Consider the following 19,978-nt stretch of genomic DNA (forward strand, 5'->3'; position numbering starts at 1 on the left):
ATAGCGTCGCTGGCAGACAACGAAAAGCCTGTCAACGAAAGCGACGCACCCTATGGACAACGACACACAGTCGACGCAATTACTGGAGCCCGCGGCGCCGCCCGCTGCCGCCGTCGTCGGGGGTTCTCCGGCCACCACAGCCGCGGGCAACGCCGCTGCCCTCAACGCCACCAAGGAAAGCCTGGAGGACTATACGCTGCGGTTCGCCCCGCGCTCCTACCGCAAGTGGAGCGCCGGGGTGGTGGCCACCAGCGCGTTGGGCGGGATCGCCTACCTGGCGGACTTCTCGATCGGCGCGAACATCGGCATCTCGTACGGCACCGTCAACGCGGTCCTCGGCATCCTGGTGGCCGCCGTCGTCATCTTCGCCACCGGCTTTCCGCTGGCGTACTACGCGGCCCGCTACAACATCGACCTGGACCTGATCACCCGCGGCTCCGGCTTCGGCTATTACGGGTCCGTGGTCACCAACGTCATCTTCGCCACGTTCACGTTCATCTTCTTCGCGCTCGAGGGCTCCATCATGGCCCAGGGGCTGGAGTTGGGGCTGGGCATTCCGCAATGGCTGGGGTACGCCGCATCTACCGTGATCATCATTCCGCTGGTGATTTACGGGATGAACACGCTGGCCAAGCTGCAGGTGTGGACCACCCCGCTCTGGCTGCTCCTCATGGTGGTGCCGGTGGGCTACCTGCTGGTCTCCCACCCGGAGAGCATCGACAGCTTCTTCGCCTACACGGGAGCAACCGGCGACGGCGGGCCCAACCTTGCGTCCGTGATGCTCGCGGCCGGGGTGTGCCTGTCCTTGATGGCGCAGATCGCCGAGCAGATCGACTACCTGCGGTTCATGCCGCCCCGCACCGACGCTAACCGGGGCGCCTGGTGGCGGGCCGTGATCCTCGCGGGCCCGGGCTGGGTGATCTTCGGTGCCATCAAGCAGATTGTTGGCATGTTTATCGCCATCTACCTGATCGCCACCTTGGATCCGGCCGCGTCTGCCACCGCGAACGAGCCGGTGCACCAGTTCCTGGGCGTCTACCAGGAGATGATGCCGGCCTGGCTGGCCATGACGCTGGCGGTGGTGCTGGTGGTCATTTCGCAGATCAAGATCAACGTCACCAACGCGTACTCCGGCTCGCTGGCCTGGACCAACTCCTTCACACGCATCACCAAGACGTACCCGGGCCGGATGGTGTTCGTGGTGGTGAACCTGGTTATCGCGCTGGTCCTGATGGAAGCCAACATGTTCGACTTCCTCAACACCATCCTCGGCTTCTACGCCAACTGCGCCATGGCCTGGGTGGTCACGGTGGCGGCCGACATCGCCATCAACAAGTACCTGCTCAAGATCTCCCCGAAAGTCCCGGAGTTCCGCCGCGGCATGCTCTATGCCGTGAATCCCGTGGGCTTCGTGTCCATGCTGGCTTCGGCGGGAATTTCCATCGCGGTGTTCTTCGGCGCCTTTGGTTCCGGGATCCAGCCGTACTCGCCGATTTTCGCGGTGGGCCTGGCGCTGGTGCTGCCGCCGGTTCTGGCGGTCCTGACCCGCGGGAAGTACTACCTCCGCCGCACCGATGACGGGATCGGCCTGCCCATGTTCGATGCCGAGGGGAACCCCAGCGACGCCAAGCTCCTGTGCCACGTGACGGGGATCGAGTTCGAGCGGCCGGACATGGTGCGCTCGGCCCAGGACGGGCCCGACGGCGGCCCGCAGTACGTTTCTTCGCTCGCCTTGTCCACGGACAAGACAGGGGAGCTGGTGCTGCCGGCGCAGAAGTAGCCCGGGCGGGAAGTTTTGGGGGAAGGAAAGCCGGCGCATCGATAGTGCGCCGGCTTTCCTTTTGCCTGTGGATAAGTTTGATCGGCAAAGTGTGATGTGGGCTACCCTTAAGGCACTGTTCGGAGCAAGCCGTCTTGAAACTACTGGGGGAATAGCGGCCCATGACATCACAGAACCTCTTTGCGTCACCTGCTGTGCGTTCCGGCGTTGGGGCTTTGCTCGCCGTGGGCGCGCTGGTGCTGGCAGGCTGTGCCGGGGGAGCACCGGCAGATCCCGGCGCCACTTCTCCGGCAGCATCGGAGGCCGCAACGCCCAGCGCCTCGGCCACTCCAACGCCCACGCCTAGCGCTGTCTACAAACCGGCCGACGCGACCGGCCCCGCCCAAAACGTTCCCGTCCCCGTGCTGCCCGAGGCGGCGAAGGCGGAGACGAAGGAGGGGCTCGAAGCGTTTACGCGGTATTGGTTTGAGCTGCTGAACTATGCGTACCAAACGGGCGACGTTGCGGGCCTGCAGGCTGTAACTTCCCCTAACTGTGAGTACTGCTCTAAGCTAGCGACTTCCTTGACCACTAACTACCAGGGGGGTCGCTGGCTGGCCGGTGGAAAAATCACTACGCCGGCCAGCACCACGTCATTTGAGAGATCCGATGACGGCAACTTTCAGGTCGTTTTGCAGGTTCTGCAGACTCCAGTTAGCTACTACGAGCCCGGCGGTAAGGAGTTCAGAGCCGCAAGTAATGGTTCAAACACAGGCAACGTCTTACTGGCGGACTTCGTGAATGGCGCTTGGCGCGTCAATGACCTGCACCCGATACGCTGATGCCTCGTTCAAGGTGGCAAAGCGCTTTCACTCTGCTTTTCTTGTCCTTGGTTCTCAGCGGGGTGCCAACAGTTCCTTCAGTCGCAGACGATGGACTTGAAGCTGATTTCGGTGAAGTGGGAATTGACCTGGACACGTGGACGAGGGATCCGGCCACCGGTCACATGTCTCCGCCTGCACCCGGCACAGTCCCAACCGACCCCAATGAGTACAAGTACGAGCTCCAGTGCCATCTTGGCGGGGGTGATTTCGACACCCCTTGCCTCGCCCGCCAGCTCGAATGCAAGGACCGTGCGGACGGCGCCAAGGGCATCCCGGTCATGTGGCTGTCACGGCCAAGAGGCGTAGCCGGGGCGGTGTGGGCCCATCACTCAGGACCGACCTGCCTGTACGACCCGAAGCCCGAGGACCTCCTACCCCGCATCGCCGCCGACATCCAGCGGCAGTTCCAGAACCTCCCGGTCAACGCCGGAACGGTCGTGGCCCAGCCGAGCCCGAACACCCTCCGCGGCGCCGAAACCAACTTCTACGCGGACGCCGGAGAACAGCAGTTCGACATCACCATGTTCGGCCAGCAGGTGCACGTGGTGGCCACACCGGTCCAGTACACCTGGAACTACGGCGACGGCACCGTCTTCGGACCCCAGCCGTCCATGGGCGGCCCGCTGCCGCAGGACCGGTGGGGCGAGAAGACCAGGACCAGCCACGCGTACCCGGCCACCGGCGATTTCCAGGTGGTCCTGACGACGTCGTTCACGGGAACCTACTCGGTGAACTCCGGGCCGCCGCTGCCGATACCTGGCCAGGGCCAGTTCAGCGCCCCGCCGCAGACCGTCAGCGTGTGGCGTTCGCTGACCCGCAACTACGCCGACGACTGCAACGCCAACCCGCAAGGCCAGGGCTGCCCCGGCGCTCCGACAGGGCAATGACCCGACAGTTGTGATTCGCCTAACACCCGGAATAGTTGCACGCGCCCCACAGTTGGCATGGACAGTACGTCTTCAGCCTTCGAAAGGAACCGCGCATGCTGTTTTCCCCGCTCACCCTCGGCGAACTTGAACTTCCCAACCGCCTGGTGATGGCACCCCTGACCCGCCTCCGCGCCGGTGGGGAAGGCGTCCCGGGCCCCCTCGTCGTCGAGCACTACCGCCAGCGTGCCAGCCTCGGACTCATCGTCAGCGAAGGCACCTACCCCACCCCGGCCGGCCAGGCCTACCCCGGCCAGCCCGGGATCGTCACCGAAGCGCAGGTGGCCGGCTGGAAGAAGGTCACCGACGCCGTCCACGCCGAAGGCGGCAGGATGTTCGCCCAGATCATGCACGGCGGCCGCGTCTCCCACCCGGACATCACCGGTGGCCTGCCGATCGTGGCACCCAGCGCCGTCGCCATCGACGGCGAAGTCCGCACCCCTGCCGGCAAGAAGCCCTACCCGGTGCCGCACGCCCTCACCACCGACGAACTGCCCATGGTCATCCAGGAAATCGTCAACTCCTCCCTGAATGCCATCGAGGCGGGCTTCGACGGCGTGGAGCTGCACTCCGCCAACGGCTATCTCCTGCACGAATTCCTGGCGCCCAACTCGAATGTCCGCACCGACTCCTACGGTGGATCACCGGAGAACCGCGCGCGCTTCGTCATCGAAACCATCAACGCAGTGGTGGCAGCACTCGGCGCCAACCGCGTGGGCCTGCGCATCTCACCGGAACACAACGTCCAGGGCATCGCCGAAACCGACGCAGCCGATGTCCGCGCCACGTACGAAGTCCTCGTGGACAGCATCGCCCCGCTGAACCTGGCCTACCTGAGCATCCTGCACCACGAGCCCACCGGCGAACTGGTCCAGGACCTGCGCGCCCGCTTCGGCGGAACCTTCCTCGTGAACACCGGCTTCGGCGTGGTCACCACCCGGGAAGAAGCCGTGAACCTCGTGGCCGACGGCCACGCGGACGCCGTGGTGGTGGGCCGGCCTGCGATCGCCAACCCGGACCTCGCGCGGCGCTGGAAGGAAAGCCTTCCGCTCAACGAGCCCGACCCGTCCACCTTCTACGCAGAGGGTGCCACCGGATACACGGACTACCCCGCGTACCAGGGCTAAGGCGCCACAACACCGCGGCACAAAACGACGACGGCGGCACCCCGCTTTGGGTGTCGCCGTCGCGGGCTGTCCGGGGTGCTGGTCCTGGCAGCCGGCGCCCGGGGCCATCCGACGACCCCGGACTGAAAACTGGTGGGATTGGCCCGCCGGACCCCACTGGAAGCCGGCGGTGATCAGATGATACTCCAACGAATGGACTCTTACCAGAGCGTGTTTCCGGCCCCCGAAAACGACGCTACAGCACAGCCTCCCGGCCGGTTCCTTCCTTCATCACCAGCCGCCCGTCCTCGATCCACACCAGCACGCTTTTGGGCCGCCCACTGACTTTGGTGATGGCTTTGAGGCCCCGGTTGGTCACCTCAACCCCCACCTGCGCCCCCTTCGCGGGCAGCTCCACCGAAACCTCATTGGCGATGCCGAGGATGGGATTCGTGGAGACGCCCAGGTCCCGCCGCGCCTCCTTGCCGTTCACCGTCACGGTGATGTTGGCCTCCTCGAACCCCTCCTGAAACACGATAAGCAGTTCCCGCATGGTGGCCTCTTCCTCGAGAAATTGGTGCCAGCGACGGCATGTCCACTACAGCACTTTGCAGGCCCCAGCGGAATACCCGGCACATCCTCGATGCCGCTGCGCCGCGGTCCCGGCCTGTGGAGCGCCGGAGCCAGGTAGGGCAAGATGTTCTGGTGACCCAACAGCCAGCTCCTTCCCCCGCCCCCGCTGCCGCCCAGGCCCCGGAGGACGCCATCTTCGCCCAGATCGCTGCCGAACTTGGCGTCAAGGCCTGGCAGGTGAAGGCGGCCGTCGCTTTGCTCGACGGCGGGTCCACCGTCCCGTTCATCGCCCGCTACCGCAAGGAAGCCACGGGCACCCTCGACGACACCCAGCTCCGCGAGCTCGACGAACGGCTCCGCTACCTCCGCGAACTCGCCGACCGGCGTCGTGCAGTCCTTGAGGCGATAGAGGCCCAAGGCCAGCTGACACCGGAACTGCGCACCGCCATCCTGGCCGCGGACACCAAGTCCCGGCTCGAGGACATCTACCTTCCGTTCAAATCCAAGCGCCGCACCAAAGCCCAGATAGCCCGCGAAGCGGGTCTCGAACCGCTGGCGGACGACCTCCTCAAGCGGCCGGACCTCGACCCGGACCGTGAAGCGGGCAAGTACCTCAGCAGCGAACAGGGCGTGGACGACGCAGCCGCCGCCCTGGCCGGCGCCCGCGCCATCCTGGTGGAACGCGTCGCCCAGGATCCGGACCTCGCCGCCACCCTGCGGGACCGGCTGTGGACCCAGGGCCGCATGGTGTCCCGCGTCAGGAAAGGCAAGGAAGCCGAAGGCCAGAAATTCTCCGACTACTTCGAGTTCGCGCAGGCACCGGCCGGGATGCCGTCCCACCGGGTGCTCGCCCTGCTCCGCGGCGAGAAGGACGGCGTCCTTGAGCTCGACCTCGCCGAAGCGGATCCCGCGGACGACGCCGGCCTGGCCGCCGCCCGGGCCCGCTACGAATCCGCGGTGGCCAGGTTCCTCGGGGTCGCCGACCGCGGCCGGCCCGCCGACAGCTGGCTGATGCAGACCGCCCAGACCGCGTGGAAATCCCGGGTGCTGGCCCGGCTGACCTCCGATCTCCGCGCCAGGATGTTCGCCGCCGCGGAGGATGAAGCCGTGCGCGTGTTCGCCGCCAACCTCCGCGACGTGCTGCTGGCCGCGCCCGCGGGCAACCGCCCCACCCTGGGCCTGGACCCGGGACTGAGGACCGGGGTGAAAGTCGCCGTCGTGGACGGCACCGGCAAGGTGGTGGCCACCGACACCGTGTACCCCCACGCCCCTGCACGGAAGTGGGACGAAGCGCTGGCCACCCTGGTCCGGCTGGCGCGGCAGCACGACGTTGAACTCGTGGCCATCGGCAACGGCACCGCCTCCCGCGAGACGGACAAGCTGGCCGCCGAACTGATCAAGCTCCTGCCGGAAGTGGACCGCAAGCCGCAAAAACTCGTGGTGTCCGAAGCCGGGGCGTCGGTCTATTCCGCCTCCGCGCTCGCCGCCGCCGAGCTGCCCGGCATGGACGTTTCCCTCCGGGGCGCCGTCTCGATCGCCCGGCGCCTGCAGGACCCCTTGGCCGAGCTCGTCAAGATCGATCCTAAGTCCATCGGCGTCGGCCAGTACCAGCACGACGTCACGGCCTCGAAACTGGACCGCAGCCTGGACGCGGTGGTAGAGGACTGCGTGAACGCCGTGGGGGTCGACGTCAACACCGCCTCGCCCGCGCTGCTAAGCCGGGTGGCCGGCGTCGGACCCCTGCTGAGCGAAAACATCGTGGCGTACCGGAACGAGCATGGCCCCTTCGCCCGGCGCACGGATCTGAAGAAGGTCCCGCGGCTCGGCGCGAAGGCCTTCGAGCAATGCGCTGGGTTCCTGCGGATCACCGGGGGAGCGGAGCCCCTGGACGCCTCGAGCGTCCACCCCGAAGCCTACGCCGTGGCCCGGAAGATCCGGGCGGCCGCCGGTTCGTCGCCGGCCACGTCCCTGGACCCGCGGGACTTCGTGGATGACACCTTCGGCCTGCCCACCGTCCGGGACATCCTGGCCGAACTGGACAAACCAGGCCGGGACCCGCGCCCGGCGTTCGCGGCAGCCACGTTCTCCGAGGGAATCGAAAAGATTTCCGACCTCAAACCGGGCATGGTCCTGGAAGGGACGGTCACCAACGTGGCCGCCTTCGGCGCGTTCGTGGACGTGGGAGTCCACCAGGACGGCCTGGTCCACGTCTCAGCCCTGGCCAACCGCTTCGTCTCGGACCCCCGCGAGGTGGTGAAGTCCGGGCAAGTGGTCCGCGTGAAAGTGCTGGAGGCGGACCCGGAGCGGAAACGGATTTCCCTCACGCTCAGGCTCGACGACGAACCCTCCAGCGGCGGGCAAGGTTCCGGGCGGCGGGGCGCGGGCAGCCCCGACGGCGGAAAGCGCGGAAAGCCGGGAACGGGTGAACGCGGAACAGGAAACCCCCGCAACCCCGGCTCCCCGGGCGGCGGCGGTGCCGGGAAGCAGGCTCCCGCACCGAAGGCCGTGAACACGGCGATGGCCGAGGCGCTGCGGAAGGCGGGACTGGGCAGGTAAGCGCTCCGGGGGCTTTTGGCAGCGTCGGCATGTCTGCAAAGGTGGGGATATGACCTATTTCCTGGAGTACACCGTTCCTGCCGCATCCGGAGATTCCGGGTTCGATTTCCCCCATGACGAGATCAATCCAGGCACCACCGTGCCGCTGAGCCAGACGGGCGCCGAGGTGGTCCATACTCCCGAACTGCCCGCCCGCACCGGCATTCTCGGCGCCACGGTACCGGAAGCGAAGCTTGAGGCAGAGCAACTGATCACCCACAGCCGGGCGTCAGAAGCATCCCTGTATTTCGACCCCTCCAACTCACTGCAAGCGGGCGTGGGAACACTTGTTGCCACCTTCAGCGAAGGCAGCGGCTGGCAGGACGCCTAGGCTCGCGCAGCGGCCACGGCTTGTGGGTGTTGGGGAGGTAAATGCTGCGGCCCCGGAAGGTCCCGTGCATGCCGAACCGCGCCGTGAGGAAAACCGATAAGGGGTCGACGGCCCATGGTGGGGGGCGGAAATTCGGGCGGGTCGGGCCAGCGGGAAGCGGCATCCGGGTGTTGATTCATTTGCCCCCTGTCCACCTAAGGCACCAGCGGCATGATTCCCCCAACGTACCTAACTCTGGACGCCGATCGAGCACCGGCAATCCCTACGTATGAGGAGTTATCAAAACAGAGTACCCAGTACTGGTGCTTCTGGCGCTTGGCCGCTCGTATGCTCGTGCCACGGACAGACATCTATTGAAACCACTGGTCGGGGGTTCGAATCCCTCTTGAGGCGCCGGCTGATAAATGCCGGGACCGCGGAAAGACTTGGTCCGGTCAGAGCCGAAGGGTGTCCTCAACGTTGCGGGCCGCCCAATGGCAAACGTCGTTATTGCGCCATGAAGTGGTGAGGCTTTTGTCGATTTCCACCCAGCCCCCAATCTCGATTTCCAAACCGGCAGTAGTGCCGCAAAGAGCGTCCATCAGCGTAGTAATTCCAACTTTGAACGAAGCCCAGAACATACCGTGGGTCCTTCGCCGCATGCCGTTATACGTGGATGAGGTCCTGATCGTTGACGGCCGGTCGACGGACAATACGGTCGGGGTGGCCAGGGCCATTCGAAAAGACATTCTCGTGGTGGACGAGCAGCGCAAAGGCAAAGGTGTGGCGCTGCGGTCAGGATTTGCTGCCGCAAGCGGCGACATCATCGTGATGCTGGACGCCGACGGCAGCATGGATCCCCAGGAAATCGGCTGGTTCGTTTCCCCGCTCCAGCATGATTACGACTTCGTCAAAGGTTCCCGGTACGTCACGGGCGGAGGGTCGGAGGACCTGACGTGGCTGCGGCGGACGGGAAACCGTGCACTCACCGGACTGGCGAACGCAGTCCTCCACAGCAACTACTCCGACCTCTGCTACGGCTACATCGCCTTCCGGCGTGAATGCCTCGAAGTCCTGCAACTGGAATCCGACGGATTCGAGATCGAGACGGAATTGATCGTCCGGGCAGCCAAGGCCGGCCTGCGGATCGCCGAAGTCCCAAGCTTGGAACTGGACCGCATCTCCGGCGCCTCGAACCTGCAGACATTCCGCGACGGTTGGCGGGTGCTGGGGACGATGGCCCACGAGTTTTTCCTGTGGGAGGCTCCCACGGCCGGGGCGCGTCCCGAGGCGCTGCGGCGCGTGAAGTACGCCTACGCCAGGGTGAGCTTCCCGCGCACGCCGACCGATCCGACAAGCGTCCTGTCCGTGATCAGCGGTTCCTGACATGGACCACATTCCCACACCGAGTGTCACGGTGATCGTGTGCGCCTATACCTCCGAGCGCTGGGGCTGGCTGCTGGACGTCCTTGAGTCCCTCCGCGCCCAGACCTGCATGCCCAAGGAAGTCCTGGTGGTCATCGACCACAACGAGGAACTTTTCGACCTTTTGACCGAGACCGTGGACGACGTCACCATCGTGAGGAACACCGGTCCGCGCGGCCTCTCCGGGGCACGCAACACCGGCGTGGGCCTGGCCGACTCCGACGTCGTCGCCTTCCTGGATGACGACGCCGAGGCGGCGCCCGACTGGCTTGAACGCATCCTGGCCCTTTATGACGACCCGGAAGTGCTCGCCGTGGGCGGCCGGGTGGAACCGGTATGGGAGGCGGGACGCCCCGGCTTCTTCGGCGAAGAGCTCGACTGGATTGTTGGCTGCAGCCACCGGGGCCTGCCACGGGTGGCATCCGAGGTCAGGAACGTCATCGGCGCCAACATGTCGTTCCGGCTGGACGTCGTGCGGCAGGCAGGCGGTTTCAACCTCGCGCTGGGACGCCGGGGCGCCATCCCCCTGGGCTGCGAGGAGACGGAGATCTGCATCCGGTCGAAGATGGGCTCACCGGGCGGCCGCATCGTCTACGAGCCCGCAGCGCTGGTCCGCCACCATGTGCCCGCCCGCAGGGGCACGGTCCGCTACATGCTGGCCAGATCCTGGTCGGAGGGGATTTCAAAGGCCCAGGTGAGCCATATCGTGGGGCACAAACGGGCCCTGGGCCCGGAGAGGCGGTACGTCCGCAACGTCCTCACCCGGGCCTTCATCAGGGGCATCGGTGACTGGAGCCGCGGAGATGCCGCCGGGTTGAGCCGCGCAGCCGCGTTGGTGGCAGTTGTGGCCTGCACGTCGGCGGGCTACCTCCGGGGACGGCAGCTGGCGCACGTTCCCGGCCGCCCCCTGAACCAGCCCGTGCTGGCCGGGGTTAGCCCGTGGCGGGAGGTTAAGTGAACCGGCCCGCCAGGCACCCCCCGCCGTGACCGCCCGGCTGACCCGTCAGGACCGCCCACAGCAGCAGACCATCCGACCAACACCACCCAGACAGGGGACGATCATGCGCACCCGGCAGACAAAGGCACCGCACTTCGACATCCACGGCCGCGTCACGATCCGCGTTGACGCCAAGGCGCCAGCAGCGGCCCAACTCCAGAGCATGCTGGCATGCTTTTCCACCGACACGGAACGGCCGGCCGACATCCTCGTCGACGACCGGCCGGAACCGATGCCGGACGCGGGCCTGGTGGAGCACGAACTCGCCTACACGGCGAACAGTGTGCGGTTCCAGGCCGACCGGGTCCAGATCGTGCGGGACGCAGACCAATGGCGTATCCACGGTCCCGGCGAGCTGTTGACGTCGGTGGTCCCTGTCCTCGATGCCGCCATGGTCGGCAAGGGCGCCGGGATGATCCACGCGGCGACGATGGCGTACCGGGGCCACGCGATCGCGCTTCCCGCCGCCGGTGGGACCGGCAAGACGAGCACCGTCGCGAAACTGATGCGGCGGGACGGGTGGTCCTTCATGGGCGACGACTGGGCCTTCCTCGCCGAGGACGCCACCCTGCTCGGCTACGCGAAGCCGATGTTCATCAAGCCCCACCACCGGGCCATCTACCCGCACCTGTTCGAGGGGGTCCGCAAGCCCCTTGTCCCGTCGCAGCTCTCCACCAGCGTCAGCCGGCTCACCACCCTGGTCCACCCGTACGTCATCCGTTATCCGCGCCTCGCGGACTTCTCGCGGCGGTGGTCCCCTGAACACCGGATGGTCACTCCCGCAACCGCATTCCCGGGGCGGGACGTCACCACGTCGGCCCCGCTCGCCGCGGCCATCTATGTCGAGCGGTTCGAAGGCACCCGGTCCCGGCTGGTCGAGCGGACGAGCGAGTGGATGGTGGACCGCATGCTCGGCAACTTCCACATCGAAATGGCAGGCTTCTCGCAGCGGGTCGTCACGGGCCTGGCTGCTACGTCCGTGGTCCCGTGGCGCGAGCACTTCACGGCCAAGGGGATCGTGCTGAGCAAGGCCCTCGACGGGCGGCCCTGCCACCTGCTCCAGGTGCCCTCCGCCTACACCGCGGACGAAGCGTCGGACGACATCGTCCGGTACCTCGAGCAGCTCCTGCCGTCGGTCGTGGACGAGCAGGCCTGAGGGGTGGGACACCATGGAACCTAGCCCCGTCGAGGTCACCGCGGTCGTTCCGGCGCGCAACGCCGAAAGCCTGCTTCCGCGCTGCCTCGAGGCACTGCGCCAGTCCGGTGTCGCCGAAATCATCGTCGTGGACGGACTGTCCACCGACGGCACCGTCGACATCGCCCGCGCGGCCGGCGCCCGGGTCCTCAGCGATGAGGGCAGGGGCCTGCCGTGGGCGCGGACCCTCGGGGTGCGCAGCAGCAACACCCCATGGGTGCTGCTGGTCGATGCCGACGTCGTGTTCAGGCCCTCCGGCGTAGCCGACCTGCTCAAGGAACTGGTGGAGGACGGCCACGACGCCCTCCAGGCCGGCCTGGAGAGCGTAAGCGGCCCGGGATACTGGGGGCAGGCCCTGGCACACCACCACCGCACCGGACGCAGCCGCAACTGGTTCGGACTGGTGGCCACCATCGTGGACCGGGAACTGATGCTCGGCATGGGGTTCGACGATTCGTTCAAATCGGGCGAGGACATCGAACTGCGCTGGCGGATGCGGGAGTCCGGACTCCGCACAGCGGTGTCGCGCCGGGTCTTTGTTGAACACCGTTTCGCCGCAGACGACTTCGACTTCGCGCTCGACCAGTTCCTCATGGACGGAACCGGACTGGGCCGGATGATCCGCAAACACGGCTGGCGCGGCGCGAGGCTGGCGCTGCTGCCCGCCGCCGCGGCAGTGCGCGGCAGCGCGTTGAGCCTGGCTAAAGGCCAACCCCGGTGGCTCAAGTACTACGCCGCCTTCTGCTGGTACAACTACGCCGGCCTGGCCAGGGGCCTCGCGTCGTGAGGGCCGCGCGCGGGGCGGCTGTGACGGACGATTCGGGCGTCCGGCACTCCGCCCTGCGCAGCTCGCTGGGCCTCGTCCTGGCCAAGGCCGCCCAGACGGGCGCCGGGTTCGCTTTCTGGATCGTGGCAGCGCGTGCCACGTCCGACCGTGAAGTCGGCCTCACCACGGCCGCCGTGGCGGCCGTCATGATCTGCACGCAGCTCGCAGTGCTCGGTGCCGGCTCCGCGGTGATCGTCTCGGTGGGCCGCGGCGAACCTCCCGCACGGGTCCTCGACGCCGCCTTCGCCACCGTGGGGATCGCGGGCACGGTGCTGGCAGCCGGCTATCTCATCCTGCAGACAGCCGTGGCACCGGACACGGCGTCAACTTCCGTTCTCTTCTGGCTCACATTCCTGGTCGCCGCGGTCACCGGCACCATGGTGATCGTGCTCGACCAAGCCCTCGTGGCCCTGGGACGCGGCGCCAGCGCGACGTCGAGGTACACGGTGGGTGGCGCCGTCTCACTCGGTGCCGCGGCGCTCGTCGCCTGGCTCGCGCACGGGGCCCCCGCCGACGTGCTGATGGCCTGCTGGGCCCTCGGCTCCGCCGTCGCCTGCGTTATCGGCGCGATCCAGCTGCGGCGGCTGATGGGCTACCGGCCGCGGCCGTCCTTCCGTTCGATGCGCGACCGCCCGCTCCTGGCCGTCGGCATCCCGAACCAGCTCCTCACCCTCACCGAACGTGCCCCGGGGCTGGTCCTGCCGCTCCTGCTCGCCCACACCGTGGCGCCCGAGGCAGCCGCCTACTGGTATCCCGCATGGATGATGGCCTGGGCCGCGTACACGGCGCCGGTGCTGATGGGAATCGTCCAGTTCTCCGAGGGCGTCCGTGATCCCCAACGCCTGGCGGCGACCACCTGGGCCAGCCTGCGCTGGTCGCTCGCCGTGGGAGGCCTCGCCGCCGCCGTCCTGGTGCTCCTCGCCCGGCCGCTGCTCAGCCTGCTCGGGACCCAGTACGCCGACTCGTCGGCCGGTGCCCTGCAACTGCTGGCAGCCGGGCTGGTGCCATACGCGGTCCTGCAGGCCTACAACGCCGTCTACCGGGCCCGCGGCCGCTACGCGGAGCCGATCGTGGTGGGTGTGGTGCTCGGCGTAACGCTCTGCACCTCCGCCCTGCTGGCCGCCGACAAGGGCGCCACGAACATGGCCCTCGCCTGGCTGGTGGTGCTTTCCATCGGCGCCGCGGCGGTCGGCGTGCGGCTGCTGGCCGTCCTGCGGCGCATCAAGCTGGAGGCACGATGATCACCGTGGTCGAAACAGCCAGCCGCCCCAGGGGCCGCGTCAAGTCCCGTGACATCCTGTGCGCCCTGGCCGGAGCCGCTGCCCTGGCGCTTGGCGTCTGGGCCGCTTCCACGGTGTCCGTGCCCATCAACAGCGACCTTGGACTCGTCGCCGTGCTGCCGTACCCGTTCTGGGCCGGGGTGGTCCTCCTGAACCTCGCCTTCGTTGTGGCGCTGCGCGGCGGTACGGCCGGCCCGGCGAGCCGGCCTGTCATGATCTGGCTCCTCGCCGTGCTGGTGCTCATGCTGTTCGGCACGGCAATCTTCGTCACCGACATACCCCGGGGCGAGGTTGCGTTCCGCCACCTCGGCATCGCCGACGCCCTGGCCAGCACCCAGGACATCAACCCTGACATCGACGCATACTTCAACTGGCCCGGCTTCTTCGCCCTCCTCGCCACGCTGCTGAAGGCAACCGGGATCGACCCCGTGTCCTTTGCCCTCTGGGCGCCCGTGGTGGACATGGGGCTGTGGCTGGCAGCCCTCGGTGTGCTGGTACGCCAGCTGACCGCCGATCCCCGGCGGCGCTGGCTCGTGCTCTGGATTTTCTGCCTCGGAAACTGGCAGGACCAGGATTACCTCTCACCCCAGGCCTTCGGACTCTTCCTCTACCTCGTCGTCCTGGCACTGGTCATCGGCCCGCTCGGAGCACAGCCGCCAGCCTTCCGCGGCTTCAAACGAGCCGAGCTGGCCGCATGGTGGCGGGGCCGCACACCCGTCGAAACGCAGCCCGCACGCCGGCTCAGCGCACTCGTGGTGACCCTCCTGCTGGTCGTGGTCATCAGCGCGAGCCACCAGCTGACCCCCTTCATGGTGCTCATCGCCGTCACGGCGCTTACCCTCAGCGGACGGGTCTGGCCCGGACGGCTGCCACTGATTATCGCCGTCGTGCTGGCGCTTTGGCTCGCCTATCCCGCGAGCGCCTACCTGGACGGCCACCCGCCACTGGCGGATGCAGGACTCCAGGCCGCGACCCAGGCCAACATCGTCGACCGTGTCATCGGCACCCCCGGCCACCTGCTGGTGGTGCAGGTGCGGATGCTCCTTACCGTCGTCCTGTGGCTGCTCGCCCTGGCAGGTGCGGTGTGGGACTGGCGCAGGAAGCGCCTGGACCTCAGGGTGGTCCTCCTCGCCGTCACCCCGCCCCTGCTTTTCCCCACGCAGTCGTACGGCGGGGAGATGCTGATCCGCGTTTCGTTGTTCGCGCTGCCCTTCATCGCCATGCAGGCCAGTTCGGTCCTGCTTCCCGCGCGCGGCGGCGCACGTCCGTCCTTCCTGGCCGCGGGTGCCCTTGCCGTCTGCTGTTGCCTGCTGGCCGTGATGACGGTGACGGGCCGGTTCGGCAACGCCCGGTACGACGTCTTCACCGACAACGAGCTGGCCGCCGTCAAGGCTGTGCAGCGCCTGGCACCCGAGGGCTCGGCGGTCATCTCGGCAGCGCATCCCACGCCGTGGCGCAACGAGGGGTACGTCGACCACCGCTACCGGACCGTCGATGACCTGTGCAAGTCCGGCCTTGCCGTGGCGACGTGCGGGCCGCTGGTCTACGACTATGCCCGGCACAATCCCGCCGGCGGGCTGATCCTGCTGACGCGGTCGTCGGAGGCGAGCCTGGTGCTCCAGGGCGACATTACCGAGCAGGGCTTCGATGAGTTCGAGCAGTGGCTGCGCACCCAGGACACCGTGCAGCTCGTGTTCAGCAACGATGACGCGCGCGTGTACCGGCTGGCCCCTTTCGAGGTGGCAGCGCCCGAGGTGGCGCCATGAACGGCCGCGTCAGCCGGGTGACCCTGGCAGTCGGGCTTGCCGCCGTCGTGCTGTCCGTGGTGACCCTCATCGGACTGCCGGCGCCGGTGCAGGCGCTCGCCGCCGCCGTCGTCCTTGTCCTGCTTCCCGGCCAGGCGGTGGCGCGGCTTTTGCACGTGGCCGACCGGGCCTTCGGCGCACTGCTCGTCCCCGTCCTCGGCCTCGCCATGCTCACGGCCGTGTCCACCGCGATGTTCTACCTCGCGGTGTGGTCCTGGCAGGCATGCGTCGTCGCGATGTCCGTCATAACCATCCTGGCGTGCCTGGAGCGCGCCCGGCAGGAGGAAACATGATCATCAACGTGGCAGGGCTGCTGGCTGCTGCCGTTCTCCTCGTCGCCCTGGTCACCCTGGAACTGCGGCGCGTCGGCCCGGATGCCGGCCAGGCCACACCGTCGGGGCTCGCCGGCCGGATGCTGAGCCACAGGGCGGTCGCTATCATGTGGGCGACCTACCTGCTCCTCTTCCTGCCACGCGTGATCGGACTGCTCTCATGAGCAGCGCGGCCCGCTGGTGGCTGGTCAGCGATCTACACCTGGGAATGTCCGACGACGACCCCCGGGACCCGGGCAAGGTGCTGCCGGAGTTCCTGCGCCGCAAGGTCCTGCCGGCCGCCGGCCGGCGGAAGCACGTGGTGTTCGTCGGCGACACGTTCGAACTGGTGAGGTACGGCGAGGACGAAAGCCTGGGCCGGCTCGAGTCCATCCTGGGCCGCCACCTCGAGACATTCTGGGCGCTGGAGGAATGCGCAGCCCGCGGCGTGGAACTGCACTTCGTGTGCGGCAACCACGACGTGGAGCTGGCGCGGCCGTCGGTGGCCGCACGCCTGGCAACGCTGCTCTCACCCCGGGACCCGGCACGGGTCCGGGTGCATCCCTGGCTGCTGCACGTGCCGCACGTGCTGGTGGCCGAGCACGGGCACCAGCATCATTCGCTGCACCGGCTGCCCGAGGTGCTCCGCACGGCGGTTAGCGGCACCGACGGGCTGGAACTGCCGCCCCTCGCCGCCTGGCATGCGCATCCGGCCAGGTCGCCGCTGAGCCGTGCCGGGGAGGTTGCCCGGGCCTGCGTGGCATCCGAGCTGGGGGAACTGCGCGTCCGGGGCTCCGCGTACCGTGAGCTGCTGCAGACAGAGTCGCGGAAACTGGCGCTCGACGGGACGGCCGTCCGGGAGCTGGCGCGCCTGTCCCGGTTCCGGACGGTTTCGGCGCTCCCGGTCGCCGCCACCCGCATGATGCTGGCGGCCGCCGGGCGGAGCATCGCCGGCGAGGAGGCCCCTGCCGCGGCCGGGCGGGTCGCACGAACCCTCAAGGCGCATGGATCGTCGGTGGCCTGGTACGTGTCGGCGCACACCCACCGGGCCCTCGAATCGCCGCTCGACGGCTGCCGCACCCGTTACATCAACACGGGCACATGGTGTTCGGACGTGCGCGGCCACGGGCCGGACCAGCGGGACCGGGGAGTCTTCCCTTACGCGGTGATCAAGGTGGCGCGCGACGGGTCCACCAGCGGCGGCCTGCGGTACTGGCGCCCGGACGGCCTGCGCGGCTAGCCCTTCTTCCAGATGGCCACCCAGTCCACGTACAGGTGGCCGCTAATTCCCGGGTCCGGACACGCCGGGAGGCAGGACTCCGTCTGCAGCATGAAATGCATCGGCGTGTCCGGGACGGCTGCGGTGCTGACGCCTATCGAGCTGCCATCGAGGAAGAACTCAACCCGCCCGGGACTCCACTCGGTGGTGGCGGTGTGCCAGGACGTGAAGGAAAACGCCGTGTGGAAGACGTCGGCCGCGCCGCCGTCGGAACTGTCCGTGCCGTGCACGGCGGCGTAGATCGATGCAGCCAGGTCCCCTTCCGGGAAGTCGATTTCGCCGTCCTCCGGCCAGTGTTTGCTGTCCGGCCAGAGCAGCCATGCCGCCTTGAACCCTTCCAGGGAGTCTGCCCGGAACCGCACCGAGTACCGCCCGTACAGCTGGCTGTTGTAGGGGCGCTCACCGGTTTCCGTGAGCTTGGGTGCCGGGGCGGCCCCCATCGACACGCCGTTTTCGGAGTGCAGGTACATGTCCAGGACGCCGTCGCTGACACTGAGGACCTTCGACGGGTAGTAGCCGGACCGCGACTGGTGCAGCTGGGCGGCGGTGTCCGGTGTGCCGTCCGCGTAGTTGGCGCTCCACTTCGGGCCGTAGGGGGCGCCGGGGAAGCCGCCCACCGGCACGTTCCCGCTGGCAAAGTCCTCCGTAAAGACCTGGGTCCAGCCGGGCAGGTTGCCCACGGGCATGGCTTCGCCGCTGGGGGAGTTGACGGTCGGAGCCGCCGGCCCTTCCACGGCAGCGCTCCGGGCCGGCGTTGTGTCGGACACGCAGCTGGCTAAGCCGTATGCCAGGACCGACAACACGACTGCCGCAACGAGGGGGCGCACCACCAGATGGCGCCTGGATGTCTGCACGATAAGGGCACTCTACTGCAGACCGTGACGCCGGAGCCGGGGCTTTCGCCCCCCTCGACAGATAGGGGGACGCCTACGGGTGGCGCACACCGTTGCCGGCCAGGATGTCCCGGTACCCCTCGCGGAAGGACGGAAAGGCGAAGCTGAAACCCGTGCCCCGGAGCAGGCCATTACGGCAGCGCTTGTTGCCGCCACGGGCCGGCCCGGCGTCGCCCACCGGCGGTTCCCCGAGGCCCATCTCCGCGGCAAGGAACCGGAGTACGGTGCCGAGGTCGGCGGGGTCGTCGTCCACACCGACGTAGGCCGGTGCCGGGACGGCGGCCATGGTGGCGAGGTGGACGATGGCGGCCGCGGCATCGTCGCGGTGGATCCGGTTGGTGTAGCGGACCTCACGGGGGATGACGGCGGAACCAGTGCGTACCTGGTCGATCAGCCGGGTCCTGCCGGGCCCGTAGATTCCGCCGAGCCGCAGCGACACCGCCGACGTCCCTGTCCCCGCGAGCCGGCCGCGGAGCAGCTCTTCGGCCTCCATTAGGATCCGGCCGGAAAAGCCGCCCGGCTGCGCCGGCGTGGCTTCATCCACCCAGCCCCCGCCGGCGTCGCCGTACACCGCCGTCGAGGAGACGAACAGGACGCGTCCGGGCGCCACGCCGTCACGCTCCAGCGCGTCCAGGACGTTGGTGACGCCGCGCAGGTACGCCGTCCGGTACGCCTCCTCGCTGGGTGCGTCGGCGGCTACGGCAATAACGACGGCGGTGGTATCCTCCGGGACTGGCGGCAGGTCGGGCGATCCCAGGTCAGCCGCGGCCCCGTCGATCGCGGCCGGCAGTTTTGCGGGGGAACGGCGCCAGCCCACCACCCGGTGGCCCCGGGCGGCGAACCGCAGGCCGGCCTCGGTCCCGAGGTCGCCGCAGCCGGCAAGAAGGACAGTCATGGGCTACGGGGCCTCGACGGGGAAGAACACCCGGGGGTCCTGCAGGAGGGCAGGGTAGGCAAAGGCTGACCGGTCGATGATTTCGGTGACTTCGAAGTTCCGGCCGAACCGGCCGTCCTTAAGCGTAATGGGGCGCCCCAGAACGTGGCCCACCGCGAACTTGGCCCCGCGCTCCAGCGGCACCGCCACCGGGGTCTTGCCGGGGAGGGTCCGGAAGGCCTCCTCCTGCGCCAGCCGCTTGCGGGTGGGTTTCTTCTCCTGGGGCCTCGGCGGTGCCTTCTTCGGGGCCCGCGAGGGGCGCCTGGAACCGTCCTCGATGTAGACGGGGGTGTAGCCGTCGTCGCCGGCGGACACCGCGGCAGCGGCGCTGCGGTTGACCGGCGGAAGCGCCACCGTGTCCAGCGACCGGGCATCGACGTCGTCATGCGGGTCGCGGAGGATCCACAGGATCTCGCCCTCGGGTTCCTGCGGAAGGAACTCATGCCGGGGCTCGGGCCAGACGTAGTCCATCTCCGGAATGGCGTCGGGAAAGACCCGGGTGTAGAACTTCGGTTCCTTGTGCACCAGCTTGGAACGGTGGCTCAGGTGGAAGTCCGGATCGCCCAGCCACGGCGGCAGGATGATTTTGGCGGCGTAATCGGGATGGGCGGCCTGCGGCGCGAACTCCAGGATGTTGGCCCGCGTGTTGTCCGGATGGCCCCGTTCGAGCCATTCGTCCACCATGGCCAGCCCGTACATGGTCAGGGCCGGGACGTGTCCCATCCACATCCGGATCGCCGGGTGGGTCTGCCAGCCGTACCCGGGGATCACCAGGGCACGCAGCGCCTGCAGGGCTTCAACCCGCTGCTTGCCCAGCCGTGCGGTGTCCAGGGCGGCGGCGCTTTGCCGGAAATCGGGGTACGGGAGGAAGGTTTGCATC

The 19,978-nt window shown here is 68.1% G+C and carries 21 protein-coding genes; 15 read left to right on the top strand and 6 right to left on the bottom strand.

Annotated elements, in window-relative coordinates; genetic code table 11:
- The first annotated feature begins 52 nt into the window (after window positions 1-52).
- The 4 genes from ACYSM9_RS11140 to ACYSM9_RS11155 all read left to right on the top strand — a co-directional run bounded on the left by ACYSM9_RS11140 (window position 53) and on the right by ACYSM9_RS11155 (window position 4,696).
- The gene (locus tag ACYSM9_RS11140; RefSeq protein ID WP_461857019.1) at window positions 53-1,780 is read left to right on the top strand and encodes a purine-cytosine permease family protein; all 1,728 of its coding nucleotides are present in this window, start codon (window positions 53-55) and stop codon (window positions 1,778-1,780) included.
- A 161-nt stretch (window positions 1,781-1,941) separates the two neighbouring features.
- On the top strand, window positions 1,942-2,601 hold the full coding sequence (locus tag ACYSM9_RS11145) for a DUF6318 family protein (RefSeq protein ID WP_461857020.1): 660 nt from the start codon (window positions 1,942-1,944) through the stop codon (window positions 2,599-2,601).
- Window positions 2,602-2,765: 164 nt separating this feature from the next.
- Complete coding sequence (locus tag ACYSM9_RS11150) at window positions 2,766-3,530, top strand: hypothetical protein (protein WP_461857021.1); 765 nt, start codon at window positions 2,766-2,768, stop codon at window positions 3,528-3,530.
- Between the two features lie 95 nt (window positions 3,531-3,625).
- Window positions 3,626-4,696 carry an alkene reductase gene (locus ACYSM9_RS11155; RefSeq protein WP_461857022.1) on the top strand — a complete coding sequence of 357 codons (1,071 nt, stop codon included), beginning with the start codon at window positions 3,626-3,628 and terminating at the stop codon, window positions 4,694-4,696.
- A 235-nt stretch (window positions 4,697-4,931) separates the two neighbouring features.
- On the opposite strand, the gene ACYSM9_RS11160 is transcribed toward ACYSM9_RS11155, so the two are convergent.
- Window positions 4,932-5,228 carry a hypothetical protein gene (locus ACYSM9_RS11160; protein WP_461857023.1) on the bottom strand — a complete coding sequence of 99 codons (297 nt, stop codon included), beginning with the start codon at window positions 5,226-5,228 and terminating at the stop codon, window positions 4,932-4,934.
- 152 nt (window positions 5,229-5,380) lie between these two features.
- Between ACYSM9_RS11160 and ACYSM9_RS11165 the strand changes: the two genes are divergently transcribed.
- Window positions 5,381-7,804, top strand: a complete 2,424-nt coding sequence (locus tag ACYSM9_RS11165; RefSeq protein WP_461857024.1) for a Tex family protein — start codon at window positions 5,381-5,383, stop codon at window positions 7,802-7,804.
- Window positions 7,805-7,853: 49 nt separating this feature from the next.
- Entirely contained in the window at window positions 7,854-8,174 is a 321-nt protein-coding gene (locus ACYSM9_RS11170) for a hypothetical protein (RefSeq protein WP_461857025.1), read from the top strand.
- On the opposite strand, the gene ACYSM9_RS11175 is transcribed toward ACYSM9_RS11170, so the two are convergent.
- Both ACYSM9_RS11175 and ACYSM9_RS11180 read right to left on the bottom strand, forming a co-directional pair.
- Complete coding sequence (locus tag ACYSM9_RS11175; protein ID WP_461857026.1) at window positions 8,143-8,337, bottom strand: DUF2071 domain-containing protein; 195 nt, start codon at window positions 8,335-8,337, stop codon at window positions 8,143-8,145. The genes ACYSM9_RS11170 and ACYSM9_RS11175 overlap by 32 nt on opposite strands.
- 271 nt (window positions 8,338-8,608) lie before the next feature.
- On the bottom strand, window positions 8,609-8,794 hold the full coding sequence (locus ACYSM9_RS11180) for a hypothetical protein (RefSeq protein ID WP_461857027.1): 186 nt from the start codon (window positions 8,792-8,794) through the stop codon (window positions 8,609-8,611).
- Between the two features lie 19 nt (window positions 8,795-8,813).
- Between ACYSM9_RS11180 and ACYSM9_RS11185 the strand changes: the two genes are divergently transcribed.
- The 9 genes from ACYSM9_RS11185 (at window position 8,814) to ACYSM9_RS11225 (ending at window position 17,232) form a co-directional block, all read left to right on the top strand.
- Window positions 8,814-9,539 (top strand): glycosyltransferase family 2 protein, encoded by a 726-nt coding sequence (locus ACYSM9_RS11185; protein WP_461857028.1) that lies wholly within the window; start codon window positions 8,814-8,816, stop codon window positions 9,537-9,539.
- Between the two features lies 1 nt (window position 9,540).
- Window positions 9,541-10,536: a glycosyltransferase family 2 protein gene (locus tag ACYSM9_RS11190; protein WP_461857029.1), complete on the top strand. Its 996-nt coding sequence runs from the start codon at window positions 9,541-9,543 to the stop codon at window positions 10,534-10,536.
- 103 nt (window positions 10,537-10,639) lie between these two features.
- The gene (locus ACYSM9_RS11195; protein ID WP_461857030.1) at window positions 10,640-11,731 is read left to right on the top strand and encodes a hypothetical protein; all 1,092 of its coding nucleotides are present in this window, start codon (window positions 10,640-10,642) and stop codon (window positions 11,729-11,731) included.
- 13 nt (window positions 11,732-11,744) lie between these two features.
- Window positions 11,745-12,557 carry a glycosyltransferase gene (locus ACYSM9_RS11200; protein WP_461857031.1) on the top strand — a complete coding sequence of 271 codons (813 nt, stop codon included), beginning with the start codon at window positions 11,745-11,747 and terminating at the stop codon, window positions 12,555-12,557.
- A gap of 20 nt (window positions 12,558-12,577) precedes the next feature.
- Window positions 12,578-13,837 carry a polysaccharide biosynthesis protein gene (locus ACYSM9_RS11205; protein ID WP_461857032.1) on the top strand — a complete coding sequence of 420 codons (1,260 nt, stop codon included), beginning with the start codon at window positions 12,578-12,580 and terminating at the stop codon, window positions 13,835-13,837.
- Window positions 13,834-15,642, top strand: coding sequence for a glycosyltransferase (locus tag ACYSM9_RS11210; protein ID WP_461857033.1), 1,809 nt, complete (start codon window positions 13,834-13,836; stop codon window positions 15,640-15,642). Before ACYSM9_RS11205 ends, ACYSM9_RS11210 begins: the two co-directional genes overlap by 4 nt.
- Window positions 15,639-15,974 (top strand): hypothetical protein, encoded by a 336-nt coding sequence (locus tag ACYSM9_RS11215; RefSeq protein ID WP_461857034.1) that lies wholly within the window; start codon window positions 15,639-15,641, stop codon window positions 15,972-15,974. The genes ACYSM9_RS11210 and ACYSM9_RS11215 overlap by 4 nt, the downstream gene beginning before the upstream one ends.
- Complete coding sequence (locus tag ACYSM9_RS11220) at window positions 15,971-16,177, top strand: hypothetical protein (protein WP_461857035.1); 207 nt, start codon at window positions 15,971-15,973, stop codon at window positions 16,175-16,177. The genes ACYSM9_RS11215 and ACYSM9_RS11220 overlap by 4 nt, the downstream gene beginning before the upstream one ends.
- On the top strand, window positions 16,174-17,232 hold the full coding sequence (locus tag ACYSM9_RS11225; protein ID WP_461857036.1) for a hypothetical protein: 1,059 nt from the start codon (window positions 16,174-16,176) through the stop codon (window positions 17,230-17,232). Before ACYSM9_RS11220 ends, ACYSM9_RS11225 begins: the two co-directional genes overlap by 4 nt.
- On the opposite strand, the gene ACYSM9_RS11230 is transcribed toward ACYSM9_RS11225, so the two are convergent.
- The 3 genes from ACYSM9_RS11230 to ACYSM9_RS11240 form a co-directional block, all read right to left on the bottom strand.
- Window positions 17,229-18,038 carry a glycoside hydrolase family 16 protein gene (locus tag ACYSM9_RS11230; protein ID WP_461857037.1) on the bottom strand — a complete coding sequence of 270 codons (810 nt, stop codon included), beginning with the start codon at window positions 18,036-18,038 and terminating at the stop codon, window positions 17,229-17,231. The two genes, ACYSM9_RS11225 and ACYSM9_RS11230, sit on opposite strands and share 4 nt — an antisense overlap.
- A 160-nt stretch (window positions 18,039-18,198) precedes the next feature.
- Entirely contained in the window at window positions 18,199-19,059 is an 861-nt protein-coding gene (locus tag ACYSM9_RS11235) for an NAD-dependent epimerase/dehydratase family protein (protein ID WP_461857038.1), read from the bottom strand.
- Between the two features lie 3 nt (window positions 19,060-19,062).
- The gene (locus ACYSM9_RS11240) at window positions 19,063-19,977 is read right to left on the bottom strand and encodes an MSMEG_6728 family protein (RefSeq protein ID WP_461857039.1); all 915 of its coding nucleotides are present in this window, start codon (window positions 19,975-19,977) and stop codon (window positions 19,063-19,065) included.
- Window position 19,978 lies beyond the last annotated feature (1 nt).

The sequence above is a fragment of the Arthrobacter sp. C152 genome (genome assembly GCF_054890965.1).

Coding starts and splice junctions, on each gene's coding strand:
- ACYSM9_RS11140 (WP_461857019.1), top strand. CDS start 53: ATGGACAACGACACACAGTCGACGCAATTACTGGAGCCCGCGGCGCCG.
- ACYSM9_RS11145 (WP_461857020.1), top strand. CDS start 1,942: ATGACATCACAGAACCTCTTTGCGTCACCTGCTGTGCGTTCCGGCGTT.
- ACYSM9_RS11150 (WP_461857021.1), top strand. CDS start 2,766: ATGTCTCCGCCTGCACCCGGCACAGTCCCAACCGACCCCAATGAGTAC.
- ACYSM9_RS11155 (WP_461857022.1), top strand. CDS start 3,626: ATGCTGTTTTCCCCGCTCACCCTCGGCGAACTTGAACTTCCCAACCGC.
- ACYSM9_RS11160 (WP_461857023.1), bottom strand. CDS start 5,228: ATGCGGGAACTGCTTATCGTGTTTCAGGAGGGGTTCGAGGAGGCCAAC.
- ACYSM9_RS11170 (WP_461857025.1), top strand. CDS start 7,854: ATGACCTATTTCCTGGAGTACACCGTTCCTGCCGCATCCGGAGATTCC.
- ACYSM9_RS11175 (WP_461857026.1), bottom strand. CDS start 8,337: ATGCCGCTTCCCGCTGGCCCGACCCGCCCGAATTTCCGCCCCCCACCA.
- ACYSM9_RS11180 (WP_461857027.1), bottom strand. CDS start 8,794: ATGTTCTGGGCTTCGTTCAAAGTTGGAATTACTACGCTGATGGACGCT.
- ACYSM9_RS11185 (WP_461857028.1), top strand. CDS start 8,814: ATGCCGTTATACGTGGATGAGGTCCTGATCGTTGACGGCCGGTCGACG.
- ACYSM9_RS11190 (WP_461857029.1), top strand. CDS start 9,541: ATGGACCACATTCCCACACCGAGTGTCACGGTGATCGTGTGCGCCTAT.
- ACYSM9_RS11195 (WP_461857030.1), top strand. CDS start 10,640: ATGCGCACCCGGCAGACAAAGGCACCGCACTTCGACATCCACGGCCGC.
- ACYSM9_RS11200 (WP_461857031.1), top strand. CDS start 11,745: ATGGAACCTAGCCCCGTCGAGGTCACCGCGGTCGTTCCGGCGCGCAAC.
- ACYSM9_RS11210 (WP_461857033.1), top strand. CDS start 13,834: ATGATCACCGTGGTCGAAACAGCCAGCCGCCCCAGGGGCCGCGTCAAG.
- ACYSM9_RS11215 (WP_461857034.1), top strand. CDS start 15,639: ATGAACGGCCGCGTCAGCCGGGTGACCCTGGCAGTCGGGCTTGCCGCC.
- ACYSM9_RS11220 (WP_461857035.1), top strand. CDS start 15,971: ATGATCATCAACGTGGCAGGGCTGCTGGCTGCTGCCGTTCTCCTCGTC.
- ACYSM9_RS11225 (WP_461857036.1), top strand. CDS start 16,174: ATGAGCAGCGCGGCCCGCTGGTGGCTGGTCAGCGATCTACACCTGGGA.
- ACYSM9_RS11235 (WP_461857038.1), bottom strand. CDS start 19,059: ATGACTGTCCTTCTTGCCGGCTGCGGCGACCTCGGGACCGAGGCCGGC.
- ACYSM9_RS11240 (WP_461857039.1), bottom strand. CDS start 19,977: ATGCAAACCTTCCTCCCGTACCCCGATTTCCGGCAAAGCGCCGCCGCC.